27 protein-coding genes are annotated in these 25,972 nt (G+C 72.6%); 8 read left to right on the top strand and 19 right to left on the bottom strand.

The window, feature by feature from the left end; all coding sequences use genetic code 11:
* Positions 1–8: 8 nt before the first annotated feature.
* The 5 genes from ACFPCV_RS38270 to coxB are packed head-to-tail and all read right to left on the bottom strand — an operon-like array spanning position 9 to position 4,898.
* A complete protein-coding gene (locus ACFPCV_RS38270; protein WP_378062400.1) occupies positions 9–920 on the bottom strand; it encodes a cytochrome c oxidase assembly protein in 912 nt (303 codons plus the stop codon).
* On the bottom strand, positions 917–1,345 hold the full coding sequence (locus ACFPCV_RS38265) for a hypothetical protein (RefSeq protein WP_378062393.1): 429 nt from the start codon (positions 1,343–1,345) through the stop codon (positions 917–919). The genes ACFPCV_RS38270 and ACFPCV_RS38265 overlap by 4 nt, the downstream gene beginning before the upstream one ends.
* A complete protein-coding gene (locus ACFPCV_RS38260) occupies positions 1,345–1,971 on the bottom strand; it encodes a cytochrome c oxidase subunit 3 (RefSeq protein WP_378062392.1) in 627 nt (208 codons plus the stop codon). Before ACFPCV_RS38260 ends, ACFPCV_RS38265 begins: the two co-directional genes overlap by 1 nt.
* A complete protein-coding gene (gene ctaD, locus ACFPCV_RS38255; protein WP_378062391.1) occupies positions 1,968–3,899 on the bottom strand; it encodes a cytochrome c oxidase subunit I in 1,932 nt (643 codons plus the stop codon). The genes ACFPCV_RS38260 and ctaD overlap by 4 nt, the downstream gene beginning before the upstream one ends.
* A gap of 27 nt (positions 3,900–3,926) precedes the next feature.
* Entirely contained in the window at positions 3,927–4,898 is a 972-nt protein-coding gene (gene coxB, locus ACFPCV_RS38250) for a cytochrome c oxidase subunit II (RefSeq protein WP_378062390.1), read from the bottom strand.
* A 251-nt stretch (positions 4,899–5,149) separates the two neighbouring features.
* On the opposite strand from coxB, the gene ccsA reads away from it, so the two are divergent.
* The 5 genes from ccsA to ACFPCV_RS38225 are packed head-to-tail and all read left to right on the top strand — an operon-like array spanning position 5,150 to position 9,783.
* Positions 5,150–5,881 (top strand): cytochrome c biogenesis protein CcsA, encoded by a 732-nt coding sequence (gene ccsA / locus ACFPCV_RS38245; protein ID WP_378062389.1) that lies wholly within the window; start codon positions 5,150–5,152, stop codon positions 5,879–5,881.
* On the top strand, positions 5,878–6,309 hold the full coding sequence (locus ACFPCV_RS38240; RefSeq protein WP_378062388.1) for a cytochrome c maturation protein CcmE: 432 nt from the start codon (positions 5,878–5,880) through the stop codon (positions 6,307–6,309). The genes ccsA and ACFPCV_RS38240 overlap by 4 nt, the downstream gene beginning before the upstream one ends.
* On the top strand, positions 6,306–8,252 hold the full coding sequence (locus ACFPCV_RS38235) for a heme lyase CcmF/NrfE family subunit (protein ID WP_378062386.1): 1,947 nt from the start codon (positions 6,306–6,308) through the stop codon (positions 8,250–8,252). The genes ACFPCV_RS38240 and ACFPCV_RS38235 overlap by 4 nt, the downstream gene beginning before the upstream one ends.
* Positions 8,249–8,851 carry a TlpA family protein disulfide reductase gene (locus tag ACFPCV_RS38230; RefSeq protein ID WP_378062384.1) on the top strand — a complete coding sequence of 201 codons (603 nt, stop codon included), beginning with the start codon at positions 8,249–8,251 and terminating at the stop codon, positions 8,849–8,851. The genes ACFPCV_RS38235 and ACFPCV_RS38230 overlap by 4 nt, the downstream gene beginning before the upstream one ends.
* A 2-nt stretch (positions 8,852–8,853) precedes the next feature.
* Positions 8,854–9,783, top strand: coding sequence for a cytochrome c-type biogenesis protein (locus ACFPCV_RS38225; RefSeq protein ID WP_378062383.1), 930 nt, complete (start codon positions 8,854–8,856; stop codon positions 9,781–9,783).
* A gap of 41 nt (positions 9,784–9,824) precedes the next feature.
* On the opposite strand, the gene ACFPCV_RS38220 is transcribed toward ACFPCV_RS38225, so the two are convergent.
* The 9 genes from ACFPCV_RS38220 to ACFPCV_RS38180 all read right to left on the bottom strand — a co-directional run bounded on the left by ACFPCV_RS38220 (position 9,825) and on the right by ACFPCV_RS38180 (position 18,274).
* Positions 9,825–10,322, bottom strand: a complete 498-nt coding sequence (locus ACFPCV_RS38220; protein WP_378062382.1) for a DUF6328 family protein — start codon at positions 10,320–10,322, stop codon at positions 9,825–9,827.
* 76 nt (positions 10,323–10,398) lie between these two features.
* Positions 10,399–11,793 carry an NADH-quinone oxidoreductase subunit N gene (locus ACFPCV_RS38215; RefSeq protein ID WP_378062380.1) on the bottom strand — a complete coding sequence of 465 codons (1,395 nt, stop codon included), beginning with the start codon at positions 11,791–11,793 and terminating at the stop codon, positions 10,399–10,401.
* Positions 11,790–13,277 (bottom strand): complex I subunit 4 family protein, encoded by a 1,488-nt coding sequence (locus ACFPCV_RS38210; protein WP_378062379.1) that lies wholly within the window; start codon positions 13,275–13,277, stop codon positions 11,790–11,792. Before ACFPCV_RS38210 ends, ACFPCV_RS38215 begins: the two co-directional genes overlap by 4 nt.
* A gap of 2 nt (positions 13,278–13,279) precedes the next feature.
* Positions 13,280–15,169 (bottom strand): NADH-quinone oxidoreductase subunit 5 family protein, encoded by a 1,890-nt coding sequence (locus tag ACFPCV_RS38205; RefSeq protein WP_378062377.1) that lies wholly within the window; start codon positions 15,167–15,169, stop codon positions 13,280–13,282.
* Entirely contained in the window at positions 15,166–15,471 is a 306-nt protein-coding gene (gene nuoK / locus ACFPCV_RS38200; RefSeq protein WP_378062398.1) for an NADH-quinone oxidoreductase subunit NuoK, read from the bottom strand. The genes ACFPCV_RS38205 and nuoK overlap by 4 nt, the downstream gene beginning before the upstream one ends.
* Positions 15,471–16,028 (bottom strand): NADH-quinone oxidoreductase subunit J, encoded by a 558-nt coding sequence (locus tag ACFPCV_RS38195; protein WP_378062376.1) that lies wholly within the window; start codon positions 16,026–16,028, stop codon positions 15,471–15,473. Before ACFPCV_RS38195 ends, nuoK begins: the two co-directional genes overlap by 1 nt.
* Positions 16,029–16,030: 2 nt before the next feature.
* Positions 16,031–16,939, bottom strand: a complete 909-nt coding sequence (locus tag ACFPCV_RS38190) for a complex I subunit 1 family protein (RefSeq protein WP_378062374.1) — start codon at positions 16,937–16,939, stop codon at positions 16,031–16,033.
* Positions 16,940–16,949: 10 nt separating this feature from the next.
* A complete protein-coding gene (locus ACFPCV_RS38185; RefSeq protein ID WP_378062372.1) occupies positions 16,950–17,933 on the bottom strand; it encodes a hypothetical protein in 984 nt (327 codons plus the stop codon).
* Positions 17,924–18,274, bottom strand: coding sequence for an NADH-quinone oxidoreductase subunit A (locus ACFPCV_RS38180; protein WP_378062370.1), 351 nt, complete (start codon positions 18,272–18,274; stop codon positions 17,924–17,926). The genes ACFPCV_RS38185 and ACFPCV_RS38180 overlap by 10 nt, the downstream gene beginning before the upstream one ends.
* Before the next feature lie 307 nt (positions 18,275–18,581).
* Here ACFPCV_RS38180 and ACFPCV_RS38175 point away from each other — a divergent pair, with 307 nt between their 5' ends.
* Entirely contained in the window at positions 18,582–20,228 is a 1,647-nt protein-coding gene (locus ACFPCV_RS38175; protein WP_378062369.1) for a RecQ family ATP-dependent DNA helicase, read from the top strand.
* A gap of 128 nt (positions 20,229–20,356) precedes the next feature.
* Here ACFPCV_RS38175 and ACFPCV_RS38170 read toward each other — a convergent pair whose 3' ends face one another.
* The 4 genes from ACFPCV_RS38170 to ACFPCV_RS38155 form a co-directional block, all read right to left on the bottom strand.
* On the bottom strand, positions 20,357–20,923 hold the full coding sequence (locus tag ACFPCV_RS38170) for a hemerythrin domain-containing protein (protein ID WP_378062366.1): 567 nt from the start codon (positions 20,921–20,923) through the stop codon (positions 20,357–20,359).
* A gap of 30 nt (positions 20,924–20,953) precedes the next feature.
* Positions 20,954–21,424, bottom strand: coding sequence for a hypothetical protein (locus ACFPCV_RS38165; protein ID WP_378062365.1), 471 nt, complete (start codon positions 21,422–21,424; stop codon positions 20,954–20,956).
* An 82-nt stretch (positions 21,425–21,506) separates the two neighbouring features.
* On the bottom strand, positions 21,507–21,926 hold the full coding sequence (locus tag ACFPCV_RS38160) for a CBS domain-containing protein (RefSeq protein ID WP_378062363.1): 420 nt from the start codon (positions 21,924–21,926) through the stop codon (positions 21,507–21,509).
* Positions 21,927–22,086: 160 nt separating this feature from the next.
* Positions 22,087–22,881, bottom strand: a complete 795-nt coding sequence (locus ACFPCV_RS38155) for an esterase/lipase family protein (RefSeq protein WP_378062362.1) — start codon at positions 22,879–22,881, stop codon at positions 22,087–22,089.
* A 492-nt stretch (positions 22,882–23,373) separates the two neighbouring features.
* Here ACFPCV_RS38155 and ACFPCV_RS38150 point away from each other — a divergent pair, with 492 nt between their 5' ends.
* Positions 23,374–24,042 carry a LuxR C-terminal-related transcriptional regulator gene (locus ACFPCV_RS38150; protein WP_378062361.1) on the top strand — a complete coding sequence of 223 codons (669 nt, stop codon included), beginning with the start codon at positions 23,374–23,376 and terminating at the stop codon, positions 24,040–24,042.
* A 189-nt stretch (positions 24,043–24,231) separates the two neighbouring features.
* Here the strand turns inward: ACFPCV_RS38150 and ACFPCV_RS38145 are convergent, their stop codons facing one another.
* On the bottom strand, positions 24,232–25,167 hold the full coding sequence (locus tag ACFPCV_RS38145) for an AraC family transcriptional regulator (RefSeq protein WP_378062359.1): 936 nt from the start codon (positions 25,165–25,167) through the stop codon (positions 24,232–24,234).
* A gap of 70 nt (positions 25,168–25,237) precedes the next feature.
* On the opposite strand from ACFPCV_RS38145, the gene ACFPCV_RS38140 reads away from it, so the two are divergent.
* Positions 25,238–25,921 carry a class I SAM-dependent methyltransferase gene (locus ACFPCV_RS38140; protein WP_378062358.1) on the top strand — a complete coding sequence of 228 codons (684 nt, stop codon included), beginning with the start codon at positions 25,238–25,240 and terminating at the stop codon, positions 25,919–25,921.
* The last annotated feature ends 51 nt before the right edge of the window (positions 25,922–25,972 follow it).

The raw sequence follows: 25,972 nt of genomic DNA, 5'->3' as shown, positions 1-25,972 counted from the left end.
GATGCTGCTCATCGCGTTGTCACCTCCTCAGCCGGCGCCGGCGGCCCCGGACCTCGCGCGGGCAACGCCCGGTCACCGGGCGTGCCGTGCTCGAGTCCGGTCAACCAGCGCACGAACACACTCAGTGCGAGTGCGAGGACAACCATGTCCATCGGGATCCACATCACGAGCCCGGCCAGCTGCTGGTCGGTGAGCGGGTCACCGCCGCTCGGCGCCAGCGCGTGGCCGGGGTAGAGCGGAGCCGGCGCGAAGGTGAGCACCGCGCCCAGTGCCGCGCCGGTCATCCCCACGCCGAACAGCAGGAGGAAGGCCATGCCGCCGTTGACGCGGTGTCTGCTCGGCGCCAGCACGGCCGACCACAGCAACCACGCAGCGGCCACGAAGCTCAGGTGCTCGACCGCGTGCACCGCCGGGCTGTGCAGTGCCGCCGTGTACGGCGCGGGCAGATGCCAGAACCACAGCACTCCGGTGTGCAGGACCCCGACGACCAGCACCCGCCGGATCGGCTGGCGCAGCCAGCGTCCGAGCGCCCCGGACCGCAGCCGCGCGACCACCCGCCGCGCGCCGACGGGCAGTGCCATGGTGAGTGGCAGTCCCGCGCCGCCGAGCGCGAGCAGCGGACCGGCGACGACCATGAGCACCATGTGCTGTCCCATGTGGCCGGCGAACGACTCCTCCGCGATCGTGTGCAGCGGCGGGAGTTGCGCGAGCAGGAGCACGGCGAGCCCGGCGGCGAAAGCCGCCGCCCGCGGCGGGGAGATCCCCGCGCCGACCCGCGCCCGGTGCCACAGCTCCTGCACGCCCCGGCCGTAGGCGGCGCCCACCCCGGTGATCGCGAGGATGGCGGCGATCTGCCACCAGCGTTCCGCGTCGCCGCCGCCCCCGCCGTGGGCGAGGGGCAGGACAGCGGGCATGGTCATCGCTGACACGAGGAGAACACCACCAGCGCGATCCCGTCGAACGCGATAATCGCGACGAACAGCAGGTTGGCCCACAGGCCCACCACGGCGAGCAGTTTGGTGCGCGAGAACCTGGTGCGGTCGAGCTCGTCGCCATCTCCCCCGTCACCGGTGTCGCGGACGCGCCGGTAGGCCAGCACGGACACGAGCAGCGCGGCCACGGTGACCAGGCCCGGCACGATCACCGCGATCGCGGTCACCACCTCGAGCGGCACGCCGCCGATCTGCTGGTGCCCCGCCAGGCAGGTCACCTCCACCACGCCCCACGCGAAGAACAGGTGCACCGCCCAGGCGACCGCGCCGCCGAGCACCGCGAACCAGAGCAGCAGCCCGCCGAGCCGCCGCGCGGTCCCCGGCGGGTCCGGTGTGGACGTCCTCCGCGTCATCACAGCCGCCCGGACAGGTAGAGGGTGAACAGGATCCCGACCCAGACGACGTCGACGAAGTGCCAGTAGAGCGCGGTCAGCCGCACCCGTTCGTGCCGCCGGTAGCCGAAGCTGCCGCGCAGTGAGGCGGCGAGCAGCCAGGCGACCATGACCAGGCCGATGGTCACGTGGAAGCCGTGGAAGCCCGTGATCACGTAGAACAGCGAGCCGTACACGTCGGTGGTCCACGTGAACTCGGCCAGTTTGGTCGCGTACTCGCTCGCCTGCATCGCGAGGAACCCGCCGCCCAGCAGCAGGGTCGCCAGCAGACCGAGCCGCAGCCGCCACCGCTTTCCCCTGCGGATGCCCCGCTCCGCCCACATGACCGGCAGGCTGCTCGGCAGCAGCAGAGCCGTCATGATCAACGGTTTCAGCAGCTCCGGTTCCTTGATGCCCGCCGGCGGCCACGGGGAACCGTGCTGGAAGCGGACATAGAAGTAGCTGCCGAGCAACAGCGAGAACAGCGCGGCCTCGGTGGCGATGAACAACACCATGCCCCACCACCCGGGTGTTCGCCCGGAAGGCATCTCGGTCGCCAGCGCCGCGGGCTCGGTCGCCCGCCGCGCCCGCCCCGCCACCGATGTCACGTCGCCACCCCCGCTTCCTCAGGTGTGCGTTGCGGCGGCCACAGCCAGCGCGCCACGGTCCCCGCGGTGAACAGCGCCGCCCCTGCCGCGATCCAGTACCCGCCGAGCAGCAGCGCGACGACCAGGACGAGCAGGGCGAAGGCGGCGACGAACGGCACGAACGACTCCTCCGCCATCTCCACCGGGCGTTCGTAGTGGCCGTCCAGCTCACTGGTCAGCGGGGTCTGCCGCCCCTCGGCGAGCGTGCGGTCCGGTTCCGGCTCGGCCAGCGACTCGTCGGTGCGGTCGTCCCACGCCGGGTGCAGGCCGTACACCCGGGGGATCACCGGGAAGTTGTACGGCTTCGGCGGCGAGTCGGTCACCCATTCGAGGGTGTCGCCGCCCCAGGGGTCCCGTGGCGCCTGCTCGCCCCGCCGCATACCGTGCACCAGTCCGGCCAGCACCAGCAGCAGGCCGGCCGCGAGCACGACCACCCCGATCGTGGCGAGCAGGTTCCACAGGTCCCAGCCCAGCCCCGCCGGGTAGGTGTGGATCCGCCGGGGCATGCCGAGCAGGCCGGAGATGTGCATCGGGAAGAACGTGAGGTTCATGCCGGCGAACACCAGCCAGAACGCGAGAACCGCGGGACCCCGGCGGAACATCCGCCCGGTGAGCTTGGGGAACCAGTAGTAGAGACCGGCGATGATCGGGAAGACCGCGCCGCCGAACAGCACGTAGTGGAAGTGCGCCACGACGAAGTAGGAGTCGGTGACCTGCTGGTCGAACGCGACCAGCCCGAACATGACACCGGAGAGGCCGCCGAGCACGAAGGTGGCCACGAAGCCGAGTACGAACAGGAACGGCACGCCGACCACCACCCGGCCGAGCACCATCGTCGCGAGCCACGCGAAGATCTGGATGCCCGACGGGATGGTGATCAGCAGGCTCGCCGCGCTGAAGAAGCTCAGCGAGAGGCTCGGCAGCCCGGTGGCGAACATGTGGTGCACCCACACTCCGAACGAGACGATCGCGATCGTCACGATCGACAGCACGACCAGCGGGTAGGCGACGAGGCCCCGCCGGGAGAAGGTCGGGATGATCGCCGAGACGATGCCGAGCGCGGGCAGCACGATGATGTAGACGTCCGGGTGCCCGAAGATCCAGAACAGGTGCTGCCACAGCAGGGCGTTGCCGCCGTCCGCCACGTCGAAGAAGTTGGTGCCGAACCGGCGGTCGAGGAACAGCAGCGCGTTCGCGAGGTTCAGCGCCGGGAGGGCGAACAGCACCATGAACGACGTGGCGACGATGGACCAGACGAAGATCGGCACCCGGTTGAGCGACATGCCCGGCGCACGGAACTTGAACGCGGTCACGATGAAGTTGATGGACCCGGCGGTGGTCGACACGCCGAGGAAGATCAGCCCGAGCGTGTAGACGTCCATGCCGAGGCCGGGCAGGTAGGGGCGGGTGGTCAGCGGGACGTAGGCGAACCAGCCGCCCTCCGGCGCGCTGCCGGTGGCGAGGCTCGCGAACATGACCAGCCCGGCGAACAGGAAGACCCAGTACCCGAAGGCGTTGAGCCGGGGGAAGGCCATGTCCCTGGTGCCGAGCATCAGCGGCACCAGGAAGTTCCCGAAGCCGAACAGCATGGGCGTGGCGAACAGGAAGATCATCGCCGTGCCGTGCACGGTGAACAGCTGGTCGTACTGCTCCGGGGTGAGCAGGTCCTTCCTCGGCCCGGTCAGCTGGGCGCGCAACGCCGCCGCGTTGAGCCCGGCGATCACGAAGAACACGGCGGCGGTGACCAGGTAGCGGCGGCCGATGCGTTTGTGGTCGACGGTCGTGAACCAGCTGCGCAGCGAGGGTTTCTCCCCCCAGTTGCGCTCGAGCGACGCCGCCAGCTCGCGCACGCCGCCCGCGGAAGCGGCCGGCGGCTGCGTTACGGACATGGCTACCCTCCCGGGCGACGGCGTGGGCTACTTCAGCGATCGCAGGTAGGCGATGAGGTCGGGCAGCTCCTGCGCCGGGACCGGCTGGGGCGGCATCAGGTTGCCCGGTTTGATCGTCCGCGGGTCCACCACCCATCCGCCGAGATCGCCCGGGGTGTTCGGTGCGGCACCGGCGCCGATGCTCCACCGGGAGCCGATGGTCGTGAGGTCCGGACCGACGGTGCCGTCGGCCGAGGTGCCGCGGATGGTGTGGCACGCGGCGCAGCCGGTCTGCTCGAACACCGCGAGCCCGCGGCGCTCGGCGGCGGTGTCCGGTTCCGGCGCGGGCCGTGCCGCCCTGGCGAGCCAGGCGTCGAACTCCGCCCTTGGTTGCGCCACGACGTGGAACGCCATGTTCCCGTGCTGCAGGCCGCAGTACTCCGCGCAGTGGCCCCGGTAGGTTCCCGGCCGGTCCGCATGCAGCCAGGTGGTGTTGGTCCGGCCGCTGATCATGTCCGTCTTGGGCATCAGCTCGGGTACCCAGAACGAGTGCAGGACGTCGGCCGTGGTCAGGTCGAGCCGCACGTCCACGCCGACCGGGATGTGCACCTCGTTGGCCGTCACCGCGCCGGAGCCGGGGTAGCGCACCTCCCACCACCACTGGTGGCCGACCACCGTGACCTCGACGTCCGACGCGCGGTCCGCCTCCGGTTGGCTCAACGCGTCCATGTCGCGGAGACCGACGAGGTACACGCTGGTCAGCACGAGGAACGGCAGCACGACACCGGCGACGACCACGAACCTGGTGGCGTCACCGCGGTTCACCGGGCCGCGCCTGCGCCTGCGGAGCAGGGCGACGACGAGAACCGCCATGACGATCACGTACACGACGAGGGAGATCCAGAACAGCAGCCACCACAGGCCCTCGACCCGGCGCGCACCAGGACCGGCGGGCTCCAAAGTGGACGGTGCGCTGGCCGAGCACCCCGCCAGCAGCAGCACGGTCCAGGCGCAGGCCACGAGCGCCCATGACCGTGGCGATCGGTCTCGAAGATCCAGTGGGTGTCGTGGTGACCAGCGGTGCCCCGTCACACGGGATCCTCGGCTCCGCATGCCACCTCCCCTGCCCGGACCGCTGCACGACCAGCCCGGCTACCACGGCGACCTGCCGCTAAACCTGTGCACCGGACAAATGTCGCGGGCCGTGTTTGGGGTGTCCGGCAGCGGGAAAACGGCACTCGGCCGCACGGATTCGTCCAAGGGAGTCGCTCATGCCCGCCCGCCCCCGCGCCGACCGGCGACCCTCGGCATCCCGGACCCTCGGCTGGCTCGCCGCGGGTCTCGGTACCGCGGGTCTGCTCACCGGCCTGGTCATCGCACCGCCCGATGCGCTGCAGGGGAACGCCGCGCGGCTCATGTACCTCCACGTGCCCGCCGCGTGGGTGGCCTACCTGGCGTTCGCGGTGGTGTTCGTGGCGAGCGCGGCGCACCTGCGCAGGCAGGAGCCACGCTTCACCGCCTACGCGCGCGCGGCGGCGGAGATCGGGGTCGTGCTCACCGCGCTCACCATCGCGTTCGGCGCCGTCTGGGGGCACCTCGTGTGGGGCACGTGGTGGGTGTGGGACCCGAGGCTCGTGAGCACTGCCATGCTGCTCGTGGTCTACCTGGGCTACCTCGCCACCCGCGGGCTCACCGGGAGGGACGGCGCGACCTCGCGCGCCGCCTCCTTCGTCGGGGTCGCCGGGTTCGCGCTCGTGCCCGTCGTGCACTTCTCGGTGGTCTGGTGGCGCTCGGTGCACCAGCAGGCCACCCTGCTCGCGCCGAGCACGAACCCGCCGATCGACGCGGTGATGGCGGCCGCCCTGACCCTGAGCGTCGCGGCGTTCACCGCGGGAGCGGCGTGGCTGTTCCTGCGCCGCGTCACCACCTTGCGCGCGACCAGCGCGGTGTCCGCGCTCCCCCCGACCGTCCCGGCCGACGCCGCGAACGGTTCTCCCCGGTGAGCCCGCCGGTGCCCCGCAGGCGCGGCGTGGTGCTGCTGGTCGGTGCGGTGGTGATCGCGGGGGTCGGGCTGCTCGTCGGCGCGGGCCTGCATGACACGCTCGTCTACTACCGCACGCCCACCGAGGTGGTGACGAGCCCGCCCGGTGCGGAACGGGTCCGGCTCGGCGGGCAGGTGGTGCCGGGCTCGGTCAGCGGGGACGGTGAGGACACCCGGTTCCTGCTCACCGACGGCAAGAACGAGGTCCCGGTCGTCCAGCGCGGTGCCATCCCCGGCACGTTCCGCGAGGGTGAGGGGGCCGTGGTCGAGGGCACTCTCGACGCCCGGGGCACGTTCCGGTCGGACACCCTGACCGTGAAGCACTCGAACGAGTACCGGGCCCCTGGGGACGAACGCGGCGGGAACCCGGCGGAGGCTGGTGTGCCGTGATCGGCACGCTGGGCAGCGGGACGCTGGCCGCCGGCCTGGTGGCCGCGGTCGCCGCGGCACTGCTGTGGCTGCGGGCCGCGCTCGGCCGCGACGACGTACGCGCGGGGCCCGCCCGGCCGGCACGCGTCGCGACCCTGCTGGTCCTCGGTGCGACCGCGGCCGCCTGCGCGCTGCTCGAGTGGGCACTGATCGGCCACGACTTCAGCGTGCGGTACGTGGCCGACAACGGCGGCCGGGACGTGCCGCTCTACTTCACCGTCACCAGCCTGTGGGCGGCGCTGGACGGCTCGCTGCTGCTGTGGCTGCTCATCCTGAGCGGGTTCGCCGCGCTGGTGAGCCGTGGGCGGGCACGCGGCCTGGCCGTGCACCCGTGGGCGATGACGGTGATCAGCGTCGTCACCGTCTTCTTCTTCGCGTTGACCTACTTCGCCGCCAACCCGTTCCGGCCGGTGGACCCGGTGCCCGCCGACGGGCCCGGCCCCAACCCGCTGCTCGCCGAGCACCCCGCCATGGGCGTGCATCCGCCGCTGCTCTACGCGGGCTACGTCGGGATGGTGGTGCCGTTCGCGTTCGCCGTCGGCGCCCTGCTGACCGGCCGCACCGAACCCGGCTGGCTCGCCGTCACCCGCCGGTGGACACTCGTGGCCTGGAGCTGTCTCACCGTCGGCATCGTGCTCGGCGCCTGGTGGTCCTACGCGGTTCTCGGCTGGGGCGGGTACTGGGCGTGGGACCCCGTGGAGAACGCGTCGCTGCTGCCGTGGCTGACCGCGACGGCGGCGCTGCACACGATGCTGGTCCGCCGCCGCGGCGCGACGCTGACCGGTGCGACGCTCGCGCTCCTGTCCGCCACGTTCCTGCTGGTTCTGGTCGGCACGTTCCTCACCCGGTCCGGGGCGGTGGCGAGTGTCCACAGCTTCACCGAGTCCCCGCTCGGCCCGATGCTGCTGGGTTTCGTGCTGCTGGTGACCGCCTCGGTGGCCGGGCTGTCGATCTGGCGTTCCGGGCTGTTCGCCGCACGCGCCACGCCCGGTGCCGTCCTGTCCCGGGAGGGCGCGATCGTCGGCAACGTGGTGCTGTTCGCGGCGTTCGCCGCGATCGTGCTGACCGGCACGGTCTTCCCGCTCGTCGCCGAAGCGTTCACCGGGAACCGGGCGGCGGTGGGGCGCGGGTACTTCGACCGCGCCACCGTGCCCGTCGGGCTCGCGCTGCTGGCACTCATGGCCGCCGCGCCGCTGATGCGCCACCGGGCCGACACCGCGGCGGCGCTGGGCAGGCGGCTGGCCGTCCCGGCCGCCGCCGGGCTCGCCACCGTCGCGCTGGTCGGCCTGTTCTCCCGGCCCGGGGTGACCGCGCTGGTGGCGTTCGGGCTCGGCGCGTTCGTGCTGACCGGTCTCGCCGAACTGGTCCGCGGTGGTGCCGCGCGGCGCGTGCACCGGCTGGGTGGCCTCGTGGCCCATGCCGGCATCGCGGTGGCCGCGGTCGGCATCGCGGCGTCCTCGGCCTACACCGGCAGCGCGGAGCGCGAGCTGGCGCTCGGCGAGTCGGTGCGCGCCGGGTCGGTCAGCGCACGGCTCGTCGCGGTGGAGCGGAGCGCCGAGGACGGCATGAGCGCCGGGGCCGTGCTGGCCATGGCCCGCGACGGCGAACCCATCGGCACCGGGCGCCCCGAGCTGCGCTACTTCCCGGCACGGGACATGGCCGTGAGCGTGCCCGACATCCACTCCGGGTTCACCGGTGACGTCTACACCACCGTGACCGGGGTCGCCCAGGACGGCACCAGGGCCACCGTCCGCCTCGCCGTCAACCCGCTGGTGAGCCTGGTGTGGGCGGGTGGGGCGCTCGCCGCGCTCGGCGGGCTCCTCGCGCTGGTGCGGCCCATCCGGCGACGGGCGAAGACCCGGCAAGCGCCGCCGGCCGACCGCGAGGAGGTGACCGCGGCGTGAACCGCGAGACGACCGGTGCGGAGCACGCACCGGGAAGACCGGCCCGACGACGTCGCCGGTGGCCGTGGCTGCTGGTCGCGGGCATCGCCGTGGCCGCACTGGGCGTCACCCTGGCAGGCGGGCTGAGTCCGGACGGCACCGCGTCCGAGGCGGACGTCACCGGTCCGCCGACCGAGTTCCGCGACGACCCGGCCCCGGCACTGACCGGTCGCACACTGGCCGGGGAGCCGTTCGACCTCGCCGAGCTACGCGGCGAGGTCGTGGTCGTCAACATGATGGCGTCCTGGTGCGCACCCTGCCGCGAGGAGCTGCCCCTGCTCGCGCGGACGGCGAAGCGGTGGTCCTCGGACGGGCTGCGGGTCGTCGGCGTCGCGATGCGTGACAAGGACGAGCAGATCCGGGCCCTGCTCGACGAGACCGGCGCGAGCGACCTGCCGGTGATCACCGACCCGACGGGCAGCCGCGCGGTGAGCTGGGGGGTGGCCGGTGTGCCGGAGACCTACGTCGTCGGCCGCGACGGCCGGCTCCTGCTGCACGCGATCGGCCCGCTGACCGAGACCTGGATCGACCGGCACCTCGTCCCGCTGGTCGGGGGCTAGCGATGCGCCGCGCCCTCACCTTCGCCGTGCTCGCCGCGCTGCTCTGCGCAGCGGGCTTCGCCGTGGTGCGGTCGGCGACGGAGCCGGGCGCGAACGACCCGGACCGGATCGCCGCCGGCCTGCGCTGCCTCACCTGCGAGGGCGAGACCGTGGCCGACTCCGCGTCCCCCGTCGCCGCCGCCATGCGCGACGTCATCGCCGACCAGGTGGCGCAGGGCCGCAGCGGCGAGGAGATCCGCGCGTGGTTCGCGCAGCGCTATGGGGCGGAGATCCTCGCCGACCCGCCCCTGTCCGGCATCGGCGCTCTGCTGTGGGTGCTCCCCGGCATCGCGGTGATCGTGGGTCTGGTCCTCGCCACGAGAACCCTGCGCGGGCGGGCACGCACCGGCCCGCCACCGGCAGCGGCCGAGGCGGAAGCCGACGTGGCGGCCACCGGCACGGCGCGCCCGTCGACCCGGACGGCCACGAAGACCTGGTACGCCGTCGCCATCGCGATCGTCGGCCTGGTCGCCGCGGTCGCGGCCGCGGGCGGCGCCACCAGGGAGGCGCCCGCCGCCGCCACCTCGACCGCTCCCGCCCAGCCCGCCGACCCGGTGCGCCAGCAGCTCGACCTCGCCCAGCAGCTGGAGCACCAGGGTGAGTTCAGCGCGGCCGCCGAGGCCTACCGGGCCGCGGCGCAACTGCGACCGGATCCGCGCATCCAGCTCCACCTGGCCTTCGCGCTGCTGCGCGCGGGGCAACCGGCCGAGGCGGCGAACGTCGCGGGCGATGTGCTCGCCGACCGGCCGGAGGACCCGGAAGCGCTGCTGCTGCTCGGCCTCGCCCAGCGGGCACAGCACTCCCCCGACGCCACGACGACGCTCCGCCGCTTCCTGCGCCTCGCCCCCGACCACCCCGCGGCCGCCGAGATCCGCGGACTCGTCGGGCCATGAACCCCGGGACGGCAACCGGAACCGCGCCAGCCGACCCGCTCTCACCGCGTCCCGGCGCCGTTGCCGTCGCGGCGCATGCGCATGGGCAGCAGGAACCAGACGCCACCGAACGTCACCGCGACGGTGACCGCGACGACCGCAGCGATCGACGGCCCGGCGACGATCTTGAAAAGCAGCAACACGGTCGCGGTCATGGTGACGGCGAGACAGACCAGGCCGGCGATGGTCAGGCGGTTCCCCACCTGGATCAGCAGCGGGCGGTGGCGTTTCCCGGACAGCAACCGGTGCCATCCCGCGGGTGTGGTGAGCAACGCGACCGAGGCGGCGGCGGACACGACGGCCACGAGGTGCACGATCTGCTCGAACCCGGACGCGTGGGCGTAGCGCTCGGTGAAGGCCACCGCCAGGAGGAAACCGAACAGGAACTGCACGCCCGTCTGCGCGACACGCACCTCCTGCAGCAGCTCCCGGAGGTTGCGAGTCAGACGTTCGTCCCGGGTCTCCGTGCCCGCCCCCGAGCCGTCGGATTCGCCCGTCATGTCACGCGATTACCTCGGACACCCACGACCGAAACGCGGTGGCGCGGTTCGGCATGCGCTGTTCCCCGCTCGGGCCTCACCACCGCAGCACGTCCAGTGCCACCCCGGCGGCGAGACCGCCAAGCAGGGTGAGCGCACCACTGCCGTAGGCCACCGCCCGCGCCCAGCCCGCCTCCGCACGAGCGGCCGGTGCGGTGGCGCGTTCCCGGAACAGCGGCACGATCCAGCGCAGGTAGTAGAAGACGCTGGCCACCGTGTTGGCGGCGGCCAGCACCACCAGCCACACCATGCCCGCGTCGATGCCTGCGGTGAAGACCGCCAGCTTGCCGACGAAGACCGCGGTCGGCGGGGTGCCGACGAACCCGAGCAGGCACACCACGAGCGTGAACGCGAGCAGCGGATCGCGGCCCGACAGCCCGCGGTAGTCGGCGAGCCGGGTGGCGCCCGGGCACGCCACGACGACGGCGAACGCGCCGATGTTGGTGACCGCGTAGGCGCCGAGGTAGAACAGCAGCGCGGGCATGGCGAGGTCCACGCCCGCGGCGGCCGGGACGATGAACAGGTAGCCGATCTGGCCGACGGTCGAGTACGCGAGCAGGCGCCGCACGTCGTCCTGCCAGAACGCGGCGAGGTTGCCCAGGGTCATCGAGGCCGCCGCCAGCACCGCGAGCAGCAGCGGCGTCGTGCCGTCCGCCGGGAGCACGTCGACCACGAGCCGCTGCACGGCCACCACCGCGCCGATCTTCGGCACGGTGGTGAGGAACGCGGCCACCCCGGTCCACGAGCCCTGGACGGCGTCGGGCACCCAGAAGTGCGCCGGTACGGCCCCGGCCTTGAACAGGAGCCCGGCGAGCAGCGCCACCGCCCCGGCGACCACGGCCGCCGCCGGTGCGCCCGCCAGCCCCCCGCGCAGCGCGTCGTAGCCCGTCGCGCCGGCCAGCCCGTACAGCGACGTGACGCCGGCCAGCATGACGATGCCGAGGAAAGCGCCGTACAGGGCGAGTTTGAGCGCCGCCTCGGCGCCCGGCGCGTCCTTGCCGAACCCGGCGAGGGTGTACAGCGGGACGCTGGCGACCGCGTACGCGGCGACCAGGACGAGCAGGTCGCTCGCCCCGGCGAGCAGCACCGTGCCCAGGACGGCGAGCACCACCAGGGTGGCGAACTCGGTCTCCCTCGGGTGCCCGCGCACCCTGTCACGGGACAGTGCGAGCACCGCGAGACCGGCGAGGGGCACGACCACCCGGACGACCCGCAGCGCCGTGTCGACGGTGTAGGTCCCGTCGTACGCGGACATGGCGGGGGCGCCGAACCCGGGCACCGTCGTGCCCGCCGCCGCCACCAGCCCGGCCGAGGCGACGAGGTGCGCGTACCCCTGCCGCTCGCGCGGGAGCCAGAGGCCCAGGAGCAGGCCGCCGACGGCGCCGGCCAGCAGGCATAGCTCCGGGCCGACCGCGAGGACGTCGCTGATCACCTGGCCACCAACTCGACCACCGTGCGGGCCGCGGGTTCGATGACGGCCAGCAGGAACCGGGGCAGCAGGCCGATCACGAGCGCAAGGCCGAGCAGCGGGACGACGGCCACCGCCTCGTGCGCCCGCACGTCGGCGAACCCGGGGGCGGCGCCGGGGAGACGCGGGCTGCCGAGGAAGACGCGTTGGAGCGCGACGAGGAACAGGGCGGCCGTGATCAGGATGCCGAGCAGCGCGATCCCGGTCGCGACCGGCCGGGCACCGAGGCTGCCGGTGAAGATCTGGAACTCCGCGATGAAGCCGGAGAACCCGGGCAGGCCGAGCGAGGCGAACGCGCCGATGGCGGTGAGCGCGGCGAAACGGGGCGCCGCGGCGGCCAGCCCGCTGTAGGAGGCCATCTCGTAGCTGTGGGCGCGGTCGTGGAACAACCCTGCGAGCAGGAACAGCGCCCCGGTGATCAGGCCGTGGCTGACCATCTGGGTGACCGCGCCGGTGACTGCGAGCTGGCGCGCCTGCTCGGTGTTGCCCGCGACCACGCCCGCGGTGCCGACGGCGAGGGCGATGTAACCCATGTGGTTGACCGAGGTGTAGGCGATCATGCGCTTGAAGTCGGTCTGCGCGAGGGCCACGAGTGCGCCGTAGAGCACGCTGACCACGCCTGCCACGACGAGGACCATGGCGTACTGCCGCCACGCGGCGGGCAGCACGGGCATCGCGATGCGGACGAACCCGTAGGTGCCCATCTTCAGCAGCACACCCGCGAGGATCGCCGAGCCCGCGGCGGGGGCCTCGGTGTGCGCGGGCGGCAGCCACGTGTGGAACGGCACGAGCGGGGTCTTGATCGCGAGGCCGAGGCAGATCGCCAGCAGCACGAGCCCCGCGGCGGGCGAGCCGTCCAGCGGATTCTGCTCGGTCAGCGCCACGATGTCGAAGGTCGCGGGCTCGGCGGCGACGTACAGGCCGATGAAGCCCAGCAGCAGCACCAGCGAGCCGATGAACGTGTAGAGGAAGAACATCAGCGCCGCACGCCCGCGGTCGCGGTGGCCCCAGCCCGCGATCACGAAGTACATGCCGACGATCGACAGGTCGAAGAACAGGAAGAACAGGATCAGGTCGAGGGCGGTGAACAGGCCGAGCGAGACCGTCTCCAGGAACAGCAGCAGTGCGACGAACGCGCGCGTCCGATGTGTCTGGCGCAGCGAGTACACGGCACACGCCAGGAACAGGGTCGCGGTCAGCGCCACCAGCGGGAGCGAGATCCCGTCGACGCCGACGTGGTAGGAAACGCCAACGCTCGGCAGCCATGGCACGGTCGTCTCGTAGCCGTAGCCAGGGCCGTCGTAGCCCAGCCACAGCCCGGCGACGAGCCCCAACTCGACGGCGGTGACCGCGACGAAGGCCCAGCGCACCGCGCCGTCGGGCAGGCGCGGAACGCCGACGAGAACCAGGCCGGCCAGGACCGGCAGGAACACCACAGCGGTCAGCATCGTCACCTCACCGTCAGCACGAGCACGAACACGAGTGCGAGCACCGCGAGCACGACCGCGGTCTGGGCGTAGTACTGGTGCAACTGCCCGGTCTGTGGCCGCCGCGCGGTCGTGCCGAGCCGCCGGCCGCCCTTCGCCACGGCGTCCACGCCGCCGGTCAGCAGCCGTTCGACGTCCCGGCTCGCGAACGAGGCGACCGTACGAGCACCGCGCCCGGTCGACTCGACCAGAGCGGCGAGCCGGTGTTCGGCCACCTCGGCCACGACGCGCGCGGTGCCCCGGCCGCCGCGGCCGACGGCGCGGGCCCCCGCGCCGAGGACACGGTCGTCGAAACGGGCGAGGCGGCCCGCGAACCAGGTCACCGGCCGCGCGACGAGCAGGTGTGCCAGCGCCTCAAGACCCAGCCACCGCTCACCGGCAGCGATCACCGGAGCCGGCAGCGGCCGGTCCGCACGCACCCACAGCGCCGCCAGCGCGAGCGCCGCGAACGCGACCACCGCAGAGATCCCGGCGGCGAGGGGTTCGAGGTGGGGCCCGGAGCCGGGCCGCGCCAGCAGCGCGACACCGAGCCCGGCCGCCGGAAGGGCCAGCGCGGCCAGCACCGCCGCCGCGACCCCGGGCACCGCCCGGCCCGCGTCCGCCCCGGTGGGCGGCGCGAGCACGACGAACACGGCCCGGCCGGCGTAGAGCGCGCTCAACGCCGCGGCGGCCAGCCCGGCCACGTGCAGTGCGGTGGACGCCCCGGCGAGCGCGAGGTCCTTGGTCACCCACAGGGTGAGCGGTGGCACACCTGCCAACGCCAGCGCACCGACCGCGAACGGGACGCCCACGAGCGGGTGGCGGCGGCCCGCGCCGCGCAGCCGGGCGAGGTCCTTGGTGCCCAGCGCGGTCAGCCACGCGCCCGCGGCGAGGAACAGCAGGCTCTTCACGGCCGCGTGGCCCGCGAGCTGCGCGGCGCCGCCGGCCACCGCGCCGGTGCCCGCGGCGAGCACCATGAACCCGACCTGGGCGCAGGTCGACGCGGCGAGGAGTTGCTTGAGGTCCCGCTGGACGCACGCGACGGCGCCCAGCACCACGGCGGTGACCGCGCCCAGCCACGCCGCCGTCGCCGCCCCCCACCCGGACGCGTGCAGCACGGGCGCGAGCCGCAGGAGAAGGTAGCCGCCCGCCGCGACCATCGTCGCCGAGTGCAGCAGCGCACTCACCGGGCTCGGCCCGGCCATGGCCCCGGAGAGCCAGAACGAGAACGGCAGCTGCGCCGACTTGCCCGCGGCGGCCAGCAGCACGCCCGCGGTGACCACGGCGAGCCACGGCGCGGGCAGCGCGGCGAGCCCGTCCAGGTCCAGCGAGCCCGCGGCGGCGAACGCCGCGCCGGCGGCCAGGTACAGCCCGAGATCGCCGGTCCTGGTGGTGACGAACGCCGTCGTCGCGGCCCGGACACGCCACGGCTCCCGCCACCAGAACCCGATCAGCGCGTAGGAGGCGGCACCCATCACCTCCCACGCCAGCAGCAGCGGCGGCACCGTGGTCGCGGTGACGGCGACGTGCATCGCCGCCGCGAACAGCAGCATGAACCCGTGGAACCGCGCCCGCGCCTCGTCCCGCCCGAGCTCGGCGGTCGAGTACGCGAGCACGGCCAGCGTGACCACCGCGACGGTCACCACCATCGCCGCGGACAGCCCGTCCACGGCGAGCTCGACGGGCAGGCCCAGCAGGAACGGCGCGCTGACCGCGGGACGGCCGACCGCGACCGCGACGGCCGTCCCCGTCGTCGCCAGCGCGGCGCCGACCGCGACCGCGGGCGCCCACCGGTCGGCCCGCCTGCCCGCCACCAGCAGGCCCGCCCCCGCACCGGCGGGCAGGGCGGGCAGCAGCCACAGCAGCACGGTCATCCCTCGAGGTCTCCCGCCATGTCCGTCATGTCGACGTCCCTGGCCCGGAAGATCGCGATCGTGACGGCGAACCCCATCGCCATCTCGACGGCCATGACCGCCATCGCCAGCAGCACGAGCACCTGCCCGTCGGCGGTGCCGGACCAGGCGAAGTACCAGAAGGCGACGGCGCCGACCAGGATCCCGTTGATCATGAGCTCCAGCCCCATCATGATCATCACGATCGACTGCTGGGACAGCGCGCCGTAGAGCCCCACGGCGAACAGGGCGGCGGCGAGCACGAGGAACATCTGCAGCGCGATCACCGGTCACCACCGTCCCGGGCGCTCTGGCCACGATCGTGGTCGTCGTAGCGGCCGCGTGCGGTGGCGAGGACGGTCGCCGCGATGATCGTGGTGAACAGGGCGACCCCGATGACCATCATCACCAGCATCTTCCCGCCCATGATCGACTCGCCGAGCTGGCGCGTCGGGTCGGCAGGCCGCTCGCCGCCGAACGCCGACCACGGCACGACCAGGATCGCGGCCGTCAGCGCGACGAACACCCCCACCGAGATGACCAGTGCGCCCCGCTGGTTGTGGATCATGGTCATCGGTTCCAGCCCCGCCGGGTTCATCATGAACATGATCATGAAGACGGCCATGATCGCCATCTCCACCGTCATCATGAGCACGGTCAGCACGCCGAGGTAAGCGGCGTCGAGCAGGATCATCTCCCCCGCGACGAACAGGAACGACGCCAGCAGCAGGAAGGTGGCCCTGGCCATCGAGTCCACGAGGAACACCAGGATCCCGCAGCCGACGGCGGGCACCGCGAGCACCAGGAACGCCACCATCTCCCACGTCACTGTCACTGTCACTGTCACTGCCCCTGTCCGCGGGCCACGACGACGACGCCCGCCACGAGAACCTGCAACAACACCAACGGAAGCAGCACGAGCCAGCCCCAGGTGACCAGTCGTTCCGGCCGCACCGCGGGCCACCGCCGCAGCCACACCAGCAACCCGATGACCGCGAGGGTCTTCACCAGCCACCACGCCCACGCGGGCAGGAACGGACCGTGACCACCGCCGAGGAACATCGGCACCGCGAACGCGGCGCCCGCGGCCAGCATCAGGTAGCGGCCGGCACGCAGCAGCAGCTCGTCCACTCCGGATAGTTCGGCGAAGACACCACCCGCGAGGTCGGCACCGGCCGGAGTGGACAGTGGGCCCCAGAACGTCACGCCGGCGATGCCAACGACGTAGGCCACGAACGCGACCGGAAGCCACACCACGAACCACAGCGGCTCCTGGGCCTGCTCGATCGCGCCGACCCGCAACGTCCCGGCGGCCAGCGGCGGCGCGGTGAGGGCGAACATCAGCGGGAGCTCGTAGGCCAGGGCCTGCGCCAGGTAGCGGTAGCCGCCGACGAGCGCGTACGCGGAGTTGCTCCCCCAGCCGACCAGCCACACCAACACCCATGCCAGCACCTCGACGGCGTTGAACCAGACCACTCCGACGGCGAGGTCGGCGACCACGTGCCCACCGACGGGGACGACCGTCGCGGCGAGCAGCGCAGCGACCGGCACGCCACAGATGCCCAGCCGCAGCAACACCGTGTCAGCGCGCGGAACGCGGTGGCGCTGCCGGAGCAGCAGGCGCACGGTGTCCCGCAGCGGTGCGGAGACGGCGGCGACCCCCGGCTCGGCACGCGTGACCACCGCGCTGAGGCTCGCGGCGAACAACGCCAGCCCGCCGAGCACGAGCGGCAGCAGCCACACACTCCACATCGGGGCCTGCTCAACCATCCCGGGCCGCCGTCGTCGGGACCGCCAGCTCCGCGAGGTCGAGGTCCATGCTCGCCACTGCCAGACGGGCCACCGCGATCTCGGTGCCGGTCACCAGGCCGGGAAGCCGCTCGACCGCCTCCTCGGCGCCGGGACCGGGTGGGGTGGGACCGGCCGGGTTGGCGGCCTGGGCCAGCCACCGCCGGAGCCGGCCCGCGGCGTCCACTCCGGCCACCTCCCCGACGCCTCGCAAACCCGCACGAAGAAGCCTGCTCCGCTCGATCCGCGCCCCGGCACGGGCGATGTCGTGCGCCAACGCGAAGCCCCACTGCCCGGTGAGCACCCGGTCCCGCAACAACCGGCACCGCGCCGCCATCGCATGCCAGCCGGCGACGTCGATGAGGTGCGCGGCCGCGTCGAGCCTGCGGGCCGCCACGCGTTCGCCCGGGAGCCAGAACGACGTGACGCCCTGGGCCAGCCCCAGCACGTCGGCCCCGGCCCGCTGGATCACGTCCCCCTGGAGGGTGACGTCGAGCCGCAGTCCGGCGGGCCAGTGCGGCAGCGCCGGTCCCAGCGGAACCCGCAGCACGTCCAGTTTCAGACCGTCGCGGTCCTCGGCACGGTCGGCCATGGGCAGTTCGAGTTCGCGGCCAGAGTGGTCGCGGTCGCCGTGGTCGCGGTCGCCGTGGTCGGCTTCGAGGAGCCCGGGCACCGCCGCCAGCCGTGCCGTCACCTCACCGTCGTCGGCCACCGCCACCCGGGTGGAGGGCGCGGGCAGTTGCCCGCCGAGCACGTCGGCGACGTGGGACAGGTCGGCGGTCCGCACCCCGATCTCGACGAGCACGTCCGCGGCGGCGGCCGAACCGGCGATCGTCCAGTGCCGGTCCCGTACGAAACGCTCGACGGCGATGCGTGCGGCGGTGGCGCCCGGCGCGGCCAGCGGGAGCAGGCGCGGGCGGGCGAACGCCGGCCCGCGCACGTGCCGGATCAGGTCCACCGCAGGCCGCCCTCCCGCCACACGTACAGCACACCGGTCAGCAGGAGCAGCAGGAACACGAACATCTCCACCACGGCGGCCGTGCCGATCTCGGCGACCACGACCGCCCACGGGTACATGAAGACCATTTCCATGTCGAAGAGGAGGAACAGCAGGGTGACCGGGTACCACCGGACGTGGAACCGGGAAACGGCGTGTTCGGCGGGACGTCCACCCGACAGGAACGACGCCGCCACGAGCGGCTCCCGGCGGGCCGCGAGCAGCACCCCGAGCCCGTGCACCGCGGCGACCAGCCCCACGGCCAACCCCAGGACGGCCAGCACGGGAACGAAGGAACCCATCAGCACTCCCCTCACATCGCCGGGCGACCACCGTTCACCGGCCGCGCCCGCTGGACGAGGTGGCCCGTCCCGTGCCACGACACTGCCTTCATCGGTCCTCCTCGGTTGCCGTCCTCCGGGACGTTCCCGACCCGGATACCGGCAAACGCACAGGTCGGATATCCGGGGAGGGACGTGACGCCGGGCTCGTGTACCGGGCCGGCGCCCGGGTACACGGGGGCATGCCACTCGACGACACCCCCGGCGGCTCGGGGTCCCTGTTCACAGCGCCTGTTCCGAACTTCCGCACCGAGGCAGGGTGACGACGATGCCGAGCGTCGAGGACATCCGGCGCGTCGCCGAGGAGAGATTCGGCTGGGCGCTCCTGCGCGAAGAACAGGTCGAGGCGATGGAGCACGTCCTGGCCGGACAGGACGTCCTGGCCGTGCTGCCGACCGGAGCGGGCAAGTCCGCGATCTACCAGGTGCCCGCGGTGCTCCTCGCCGGGCCGACGCTCGTGGTCTCCCCACTGATCGCCCTGCAGCACGACCAGATCGACGGCATCGAGGACAGCCGCGCGCCCGACGCGGTCGCGCTGAACTCGACGCAGAACGCCGCGGAGCGCCGCGAAGCCTGGGACACCGTGCGTGACGGCCGCGCCGAGTACGTCTTCCTGTCGCCCGAGCAGCTCGCCAACGACGACCTCGTGGCCGAACTGGCCGATCTGGGCGTGTCCCTGTTCGTCGTGGACGAGGCGCACTGCGTGTCCGCGTGGGGCCACGACTTCCGGCCCGACTACCTGCGGCTCGCCCCGGTGGTCGAACGGCTCGGGCACCCGCCCGTCGTCGCACTCACCGCCACCGCCTCCCTTCCGGTGCGCCGCGACATCGCCGGGCGCCTCGGTCTCCGCGACCACCGGGAGGTCGTCACGAGCTTCGACCGGCCCAACCTCCACCTCGGTGTCGAACGGTTCACCGACGACGCCGAGAAGCGCGCCGCAGTCGTTGCCCGCGTCACGGCGCTGACCGCCGAACCGGGAACCGGTTGCGGCCTCGTCTACACGGCCAGCCGTCGTGACGCGGAGCGATACGCCGAGAAGCTCACCGGGGCCGGGCCGCGGGTGGCGAGCTACCACGCTGGTCTCGCCGCGGGCGAACGCGAACGCGTGCACCAGGAGTTCCTCGCAGGCGACCTCGACGTGGTGGTGGCGACCTCGGCGTTCGGCATGGGCATCGACAAGCCGGACGTGCGGTTCGTCGTGCACGCGTCGGTGCAGGACTCGATCGACTCCTACTACCAGCAGATCGGCAGGGCGGGCCGGGACGGCGACCCAGCGGCGGCCACGCTGTTCTACCGGCCGGAAGACCTGGCCCTGCAGAACTTCCTCACCACGGGCAAACCACCCCGGGACACCGTGGAAGCCGTGGCGCGGGCCCTTCGGGAGCTCGGCGAGCCGACCCGGCCCGCCGAGCTCGCCGACCGGGTGGACGCCGCCCCGGCACGACGTACCAGGGCGATCAACCTCCTGGAACAGGCGGACGTCCTCACCGTCGACACCGAAGGCCGGCTCACCTACGCCGATCCCCGGCGGACACCGGAGCAGGCCGCCGACGCGGCCATGGAGTCGGCGGAGCAACACCAGCGGCTCGCCCGCTCGCGCCTGGACATGGTGCGCGGCTACGCCGAAACGACCGGCTGCCGCCGCCAGTACCTGCTCGGCTACTTCGGCGAGGAGCTCGACGGCCCCTGCGGCAACTGCGACACCTGCGCGGCCGGGACCGCAAGGCCCCAGCCGCCCGGCAGCGACGAGTTCCCCAGGGACAGCTCCGTGCACCACGCGGAATGGGGTCACGGCGTGGTGATCTCCGTCGAGCCCGACCGGTTGACCGTGCTCTTCGACGAGAACGGCTACCGGACGCTGTCCGTCGACGCGGTGCACAGGAACAACCTCCTCACCGCGGCGGACGAGAGCTGACCCCGGCCGCGGCCGAACGTGTCCGGCCGGGAACACGGCGATGCGCTCGGCTGGAGTGTCCCAGCCGAGCGCATCGCGTGCACGTTCGGTTCGACGGCGAGCCGGGTTACGGCAGCAGCGACCCTCGTCTACCTCGAGCGGTCGCGTCCGGTCAGCGCGTCCCGCATGCGGTCGATCAGCCCCACTCCCGGCCCGAGGACCTTGTTGGCCGGCGGCCGGTCGGGCGCGGACGGGTGCGGCCTGGTCGGCGCCATCTTCTTGGCGTTCTCGAACTTCTCCCCCAGCCTGCGCAGCTCATCCGCGTCACACGCGTTGCGCAGCTTGGGCAGGAGATCGTTCTCCTCGTCCTTCAGGTGGTGCCGGATGTCCTCGATCAGCTTGCCGACCAGCTCGTCGAACTTCGGGTCGGTCACGTCGGTGTTCTCGATCGCCTTCATGACCTTCTCGGCCTCGGCGTGCTCCTCGAGTTCGTGGTCGGCGAGCTCGTCGCCGTTCGGCAGCACCTTGCGCGCCGTGGGGTACAGGTACTGCTCCTCGGCGACCGAGTGCCGTACCAGCTCGACGATCACGTGCTCGACCAGCTCACGCCGGTTGCGCGGGTCACCGCTGCTCTCGATCTCGGCGAACACGGCCTCGGCCTCGCGATGATCGGTCACGATCGCGTCGATGAGGTCCTGTTGCTGTGTGGTGGTCACCAGTCCTCCTCGTTCGGGTGTGCCCAACGACTACCCGGCTCGGTGCCGGCTATGCATCGCCGCGTAGGTCGCGGTGGTGACGCAGCCGTAGGCCAGGTGGGGCACCAGGTCGGCGACCCAGTCCGACAGTGACCAGTCCCTCGGGTCGGACACCCCGAGCGCGGCCATCGGCGCTGCCGACACGGCGGTGGCGCCGATGGTGGCGACCGCGCTCGCCGTCAGGCCGGCCGGCCGCCAACCCGCCCCACGGGCCGCGCCGTAGGCGGCACCGACCACCAGACCGGACACGATCCCGAGCAACGCGCCGGCACCGGAGACGCGGTTCTCCCTGCCCTCGGCGGGAATGTGCACGTCGGTCAGGTCGGCCAGCCGGTTCACGCTCTGCTCGGGGGTCTGGCTCGCCGGCCTGCCCCGGAGCACCATGTCCACATAGGTGGCGACGTTCAACGCCGTGGTGCCCGCCGCACCCGCCGCCACGCCGCGAAGGATCGATCGCATCATGTCGGCGGGGTGCCCGCGGCCGAACCGGCGAAACCGGGAACTCGCGGTACCACCACCCCGGGTGACCGGAGCCCGTCAGGGATCAGCTGTTGCCTTTCTCCACGCTGATGTCGGCCAGCGCGGACCGGGAGTCGCGCTGGATGGCGGCGTCGCCGATGGACAGCACTCCGACGGGCGTGTCGCCGTCGACCACGGGGATGCGGCGCACGGCGCCCTCGCGCATGCGGACGATCACCGACTCGACCTCGTCGTCGGGGGAAGCGGTGAGCAGCTGGTCGCTGCACACGTCGCCGAGCGAGCAGGTGGACAGGTCGTCGAAGCCGGCGACCCCCCGGACCACGATGTCGCGATCGGTGACGATGCCGCGCAGCCTGCCGTCGTCGACGACGAGCACGTCGCCGATGTCCTGCTCGCGCATCGCCGTCGCGGCGTTGCGCACGGGAGTGTCGGCCGGCAGCGCGACCGGGTTCCTGGTCATGAGGTCTCGCACCAGTTCAGCCATCGGTATTCTCCTTCGGGTCGTGATCTGTTCGGTCGTCGGTTCCACGGACCCGCACTCAGCCGCGGCGGCCACTGCCCACGTCGCCGTCCTCGACGGGGACGGCAAGCTGTTCCGCGCCCACCGTGCTCGGAGCGGGTCTGTTGGAAGTCATGTCCCAGGACTACCCCGGTGCGGCATGACAACACCGCCATTCGGGTGCGGAACTTTCCCGCCTGCTCCGCGCCCAGCGCGACAACCTGGGCGCCAGCGCCGAGTAGAACTCCGGCTGCAGCAGCATTCCCGTGTGGCCGCTGCGGACCTCCACGCATTCGGCGGACCGGTCCTGGCACAGCTGCCACGGCACGACCCGGTCCAGCCGCGAGTAGACCGCCAGCGCCGGCATCCCGTCGGGAAGCGGTCCCCGCAGCGCGGACATGTTGTCGCGGAAGCATTCCCCGGTGAAGCAGTCGTCGTCGAGGAGTCCCGGCAGCCCGAACGCGGACAGCCTCGTCAGGAACCGGGCGTTCCGCATGACCTTCGGGTTCACCCCGAGGGGGTCCAGTACCGGGCTCCCCGCCGTCACCAGCGCCCGCACGAGATCCGGCCTGCGCACCGCGACCAGGCGGCTCAACCAGCCACCTCGGCTCTGGCCCACCAGGACCACCGGGTCCCCGGTCGCCTCCGCGTGTTCCTCCGCCCGCCGCTCGATGCGCGCCACCAACTCGGTGGTGCACCCGACGTTCAGCCCGATCCGGGCCGCAGCGGGGCGGTGGCCGCGATGCCGCAACCAGGCCGCCGCGGGCAGCAGGGACCAGTCGCCACAACCGAACCCCGGCACGAGCAGCACACCGAGGCCGGTGTCGCGAGGCGCGGACTGCTTGCGCGTCCCCGAAACAAGACCGGCCACGAACAACGCGCCGCCGACCGTCCGGCTGACGGACGCGAAGGCGGACGGACCACCGGCAGGCGGCTTCACCTCACACCTTTCATCAGGCACGAATGTCTCATACCCGCTGCGAGGCGGTTCAATCCCGAGTCCTGTTCGGACAGTGCCGCCGCGGCGGGGAGGAAGATCGACGGAACAATGCGCGCGACATGGAATGCGACCGGTTGGTCGTTTGCCACAACCGCTGGTTGAAATAAACCGCCGGACGGCATACTTTTGGCGGGAACGGGTATCCGACGGCGCACCGGACCGCATAGTGGCCATAACAAGGACATGACAGCGCGTTCGCTGCGCAAAGCCTGATGCCGCACCTGATCCGTACCTGACCGATGTCCTGTCGTTCTAGGCTATCCGAGTGACATGATCGCCGTTGTCGTCGCGGCGGTAGTAGGTTACGCATGATTACCCCAGACCCCGGTGATGAACTTCGTGAAGATCGCGAACAGACGAGAAACCGAGGTATTTCGTGGATGTACCGGACGCAGACCGCCAGGCAGCCCCGTCCCGACGGGACGGGCAGAGATGACCGTCGGCACCTTCCCGGCGAACCTGGTTCCGCGCCCGCCAGGAGACCTGCCCCGCGGGTCGATCACGGTCCTGCTCGCCACGGACCTCGGTCTGTTGCGCGGCGCCCTGGTCAGCATGCTGTCCAGGCACGGGGACATCGAGGTGGTCGCCGCCCTGGAGTGTGGTGACGAGGTGGTGCCGACGGCACTGCGGAAGCGACCGGACGTGGTCGTCATCGAGGTCGGCGTCTCCTCGAGCGGCAGCCTGGCCGCGATCGGGGAACTGCGCGAACGACTGCCGACGTGTCAGGTCGTGGCACTGGCCGCGGCAAAACCCGCTGGTCTGGTGCGGCGCCTGCTCGCCACCGACGTGCTGGGCGCGATCGACAAGAACGCCCCGAGCGCGCGGCTTCTCGACGCGATCCGCGGCGCAGCCGCGGGACAGCTGGTGGTCGACTCCAGCCTCGCCGTCGCCGCGCTCACCGCGGAAGCCAACCCGCTGACCCCGCGAGAGGTGGACGTGGTGCGCCTCGCGGCCGAGGGCCGCTCCGGGCCCGAGATCGCCAAGCGCCTGTACCTGTCGCCGGGTACCGTCCGCAACTACCTGTCCAACGTGATCGGCAAGACCCGCGGCCGGACCAGAACCGACGCGATCCGCATCGCCCGCGAATCCGGCTGGGCCTGACCACCCGGTGTCGGGCCGACCCGGCGCGGTCAGACCGAGCCGGGTCGGCGGTGGCGCGGGGTCGCCACGAGGAAGACCGGGACCGTGTCGTCACCGCGGTCGCCATCCGGGCGGGCCGTGACCTGGCGGATCACCCGATCCGCACCGCTGTGCGGCACACGTCGACTCCCGGTTGCCGCAGGCGCTCGGTCATCGCGGTACCAGGCGTTCCTGGCGCGGTGGGCCGCCCTGGCGCCACCTGGCCGGGCTCATGCCGTGCACCTTGCCGAAGGTGCGGGCGAAGTAGCCGGCGTCCGGAAAACCCACCTGCCTGCCCACCTCGCCCACCGGCAGCCCGGTCGCCGCGAGCAGGCGCCTGGCCTGCACCATGCGCCGTTCGGTGATCCACTCCTGCACGGTGCGGCCGGTCCGCCTGCGCACCGTCGAGGTCAGGTGCCCCGGCGACAGGCGCACGGCGGCGGCCACGTCGCGCAGCGACAGCGGCTGCGGGTAGCGGCGTTCGATGACCTCGAAGACCTCGGCGAGCAACGGTTCCTGGTTCTCCCGCAGGTCGCCGACCACGTCCGCGGCCAGCCGGGACACCCCGACCAGCAGCAGCACGAGGTGCGCCAGGGCGGCCTCCCGGAAACCGTCGTGCCGCCGGGCCAGTTCGTCGTCGAGGGCCTGGATCCTCGTCACCCACTCCGCCCGGTCCGGTTCCGGCACCCGCAGCCGCAGTGCGTCGATGGCGCCGCCACGCATGAACGGGAACAGCAGCGGGTGGGTGCGCCAGGCCAGGTGGGCGCCGGGTACGTCGGGGCCGAGCGCGTCGGCGGTGAAGAACACGCCCCACCCGTCGACGTCGGCGAAGTCGCCGTGCTGGACGTGCCCCATCACGTCGCCCGGGGCGATCACGAACAGGTCCCCCGCCTGGATGTGCCACGCCCGCCTGCCGGTGCGCAGGACGCCGCCTGCCGCCGGGAAGTACGCCAGGCCGGGGAAGTCGTGGGCGTGTTCCTCGAAGGACAGGCAGTTCCCGCCGGTGTGGCGCAACCGCCAGGTCGCCAGCGGCAGCTCGCCCGGTGCCGGCAGCATCGAGTAGGTCGCCAGCCGGTCGCGGCCCGGCGCCGTTCGCACGGTCTTCACCGTCGAATCGTCCCACTGATGCCGTGGATCAGCACAGGACCGCAGCTCCGGATGGGGGCAGAATGTCGGTATGGCCGACAAAAAGTCACAGCCGGATGCCGAACGGGAGTACCTCCCGAGCATGGGCAAGCACTTCCTGCTTCCGCTCTACGACCTGATGCACCGCCTGTCCGGGCTGCGGCGGATCCACCGCGAGATGGGCACGCTGGCCGGGCTGCTGGCCGGGCACGAGGTGCTGGACGTCGGGTGTGGCACCGGGAACCTGCTGCGGACGGTCGGCAGGCAGTACCCGGGAGCCGAGCTCACGGGGCTGGACCCGGACCGCAAGGCGCTGGCCCGCGCCAGGCGCAAGGCCCGGCGCGCCGGGATCGACGTGCGACTGGACCGCGGGTTCGCCCAGGAGCTGCCCTACCCCGACGGCTCGTTCGACCGGGTCTTCTCCAGCCTGATGCTCCACCACCTGGACACCGCGTCGAAGGACGAGCTGCTCGCCGAGGTGCGCAGGGTGCTGCGACCCGACGGGCTGCTCGTACTGGCCGACGTCGTGGTCGACGAGCACGGGCACGGGCACGGGCACCGGCCCGGCGGCCACGGCCGGATGAGCGAGCACGTGCGCGACAACGTCGGCGACGCCGTGGCGCGGCGGATCGCGGCCGCCGGTTTCACGGTGGAGCCGACTCGCACCATGGCCTTGCGGGTCGGTGGCCGGATCGCGATCGAGGTGGCTCGGCCCGGCTCCGGCGCAGTGCCCTGAGAGACGCTTTCGGGGCGTCAACTGTCCCGAAAGCGTCTCCCACGGCGCACC

The organism is Actinophytocola glycyrrhizae (genome assembly GCF_042653545.1).
GTDB classification, from domain to species: Bacteria; Actinomycetota; Actinomycetes; order Mycobacteriales; family Pseudonocardiaceae; genus Actinophytocola; species Actinophytocola glycyrrhizae.
The sequence above is the reverse complement of the archived record's forward strand: the minus strand, read 5'-3'. Positions and strand labels throughout refer to the sequence as shown.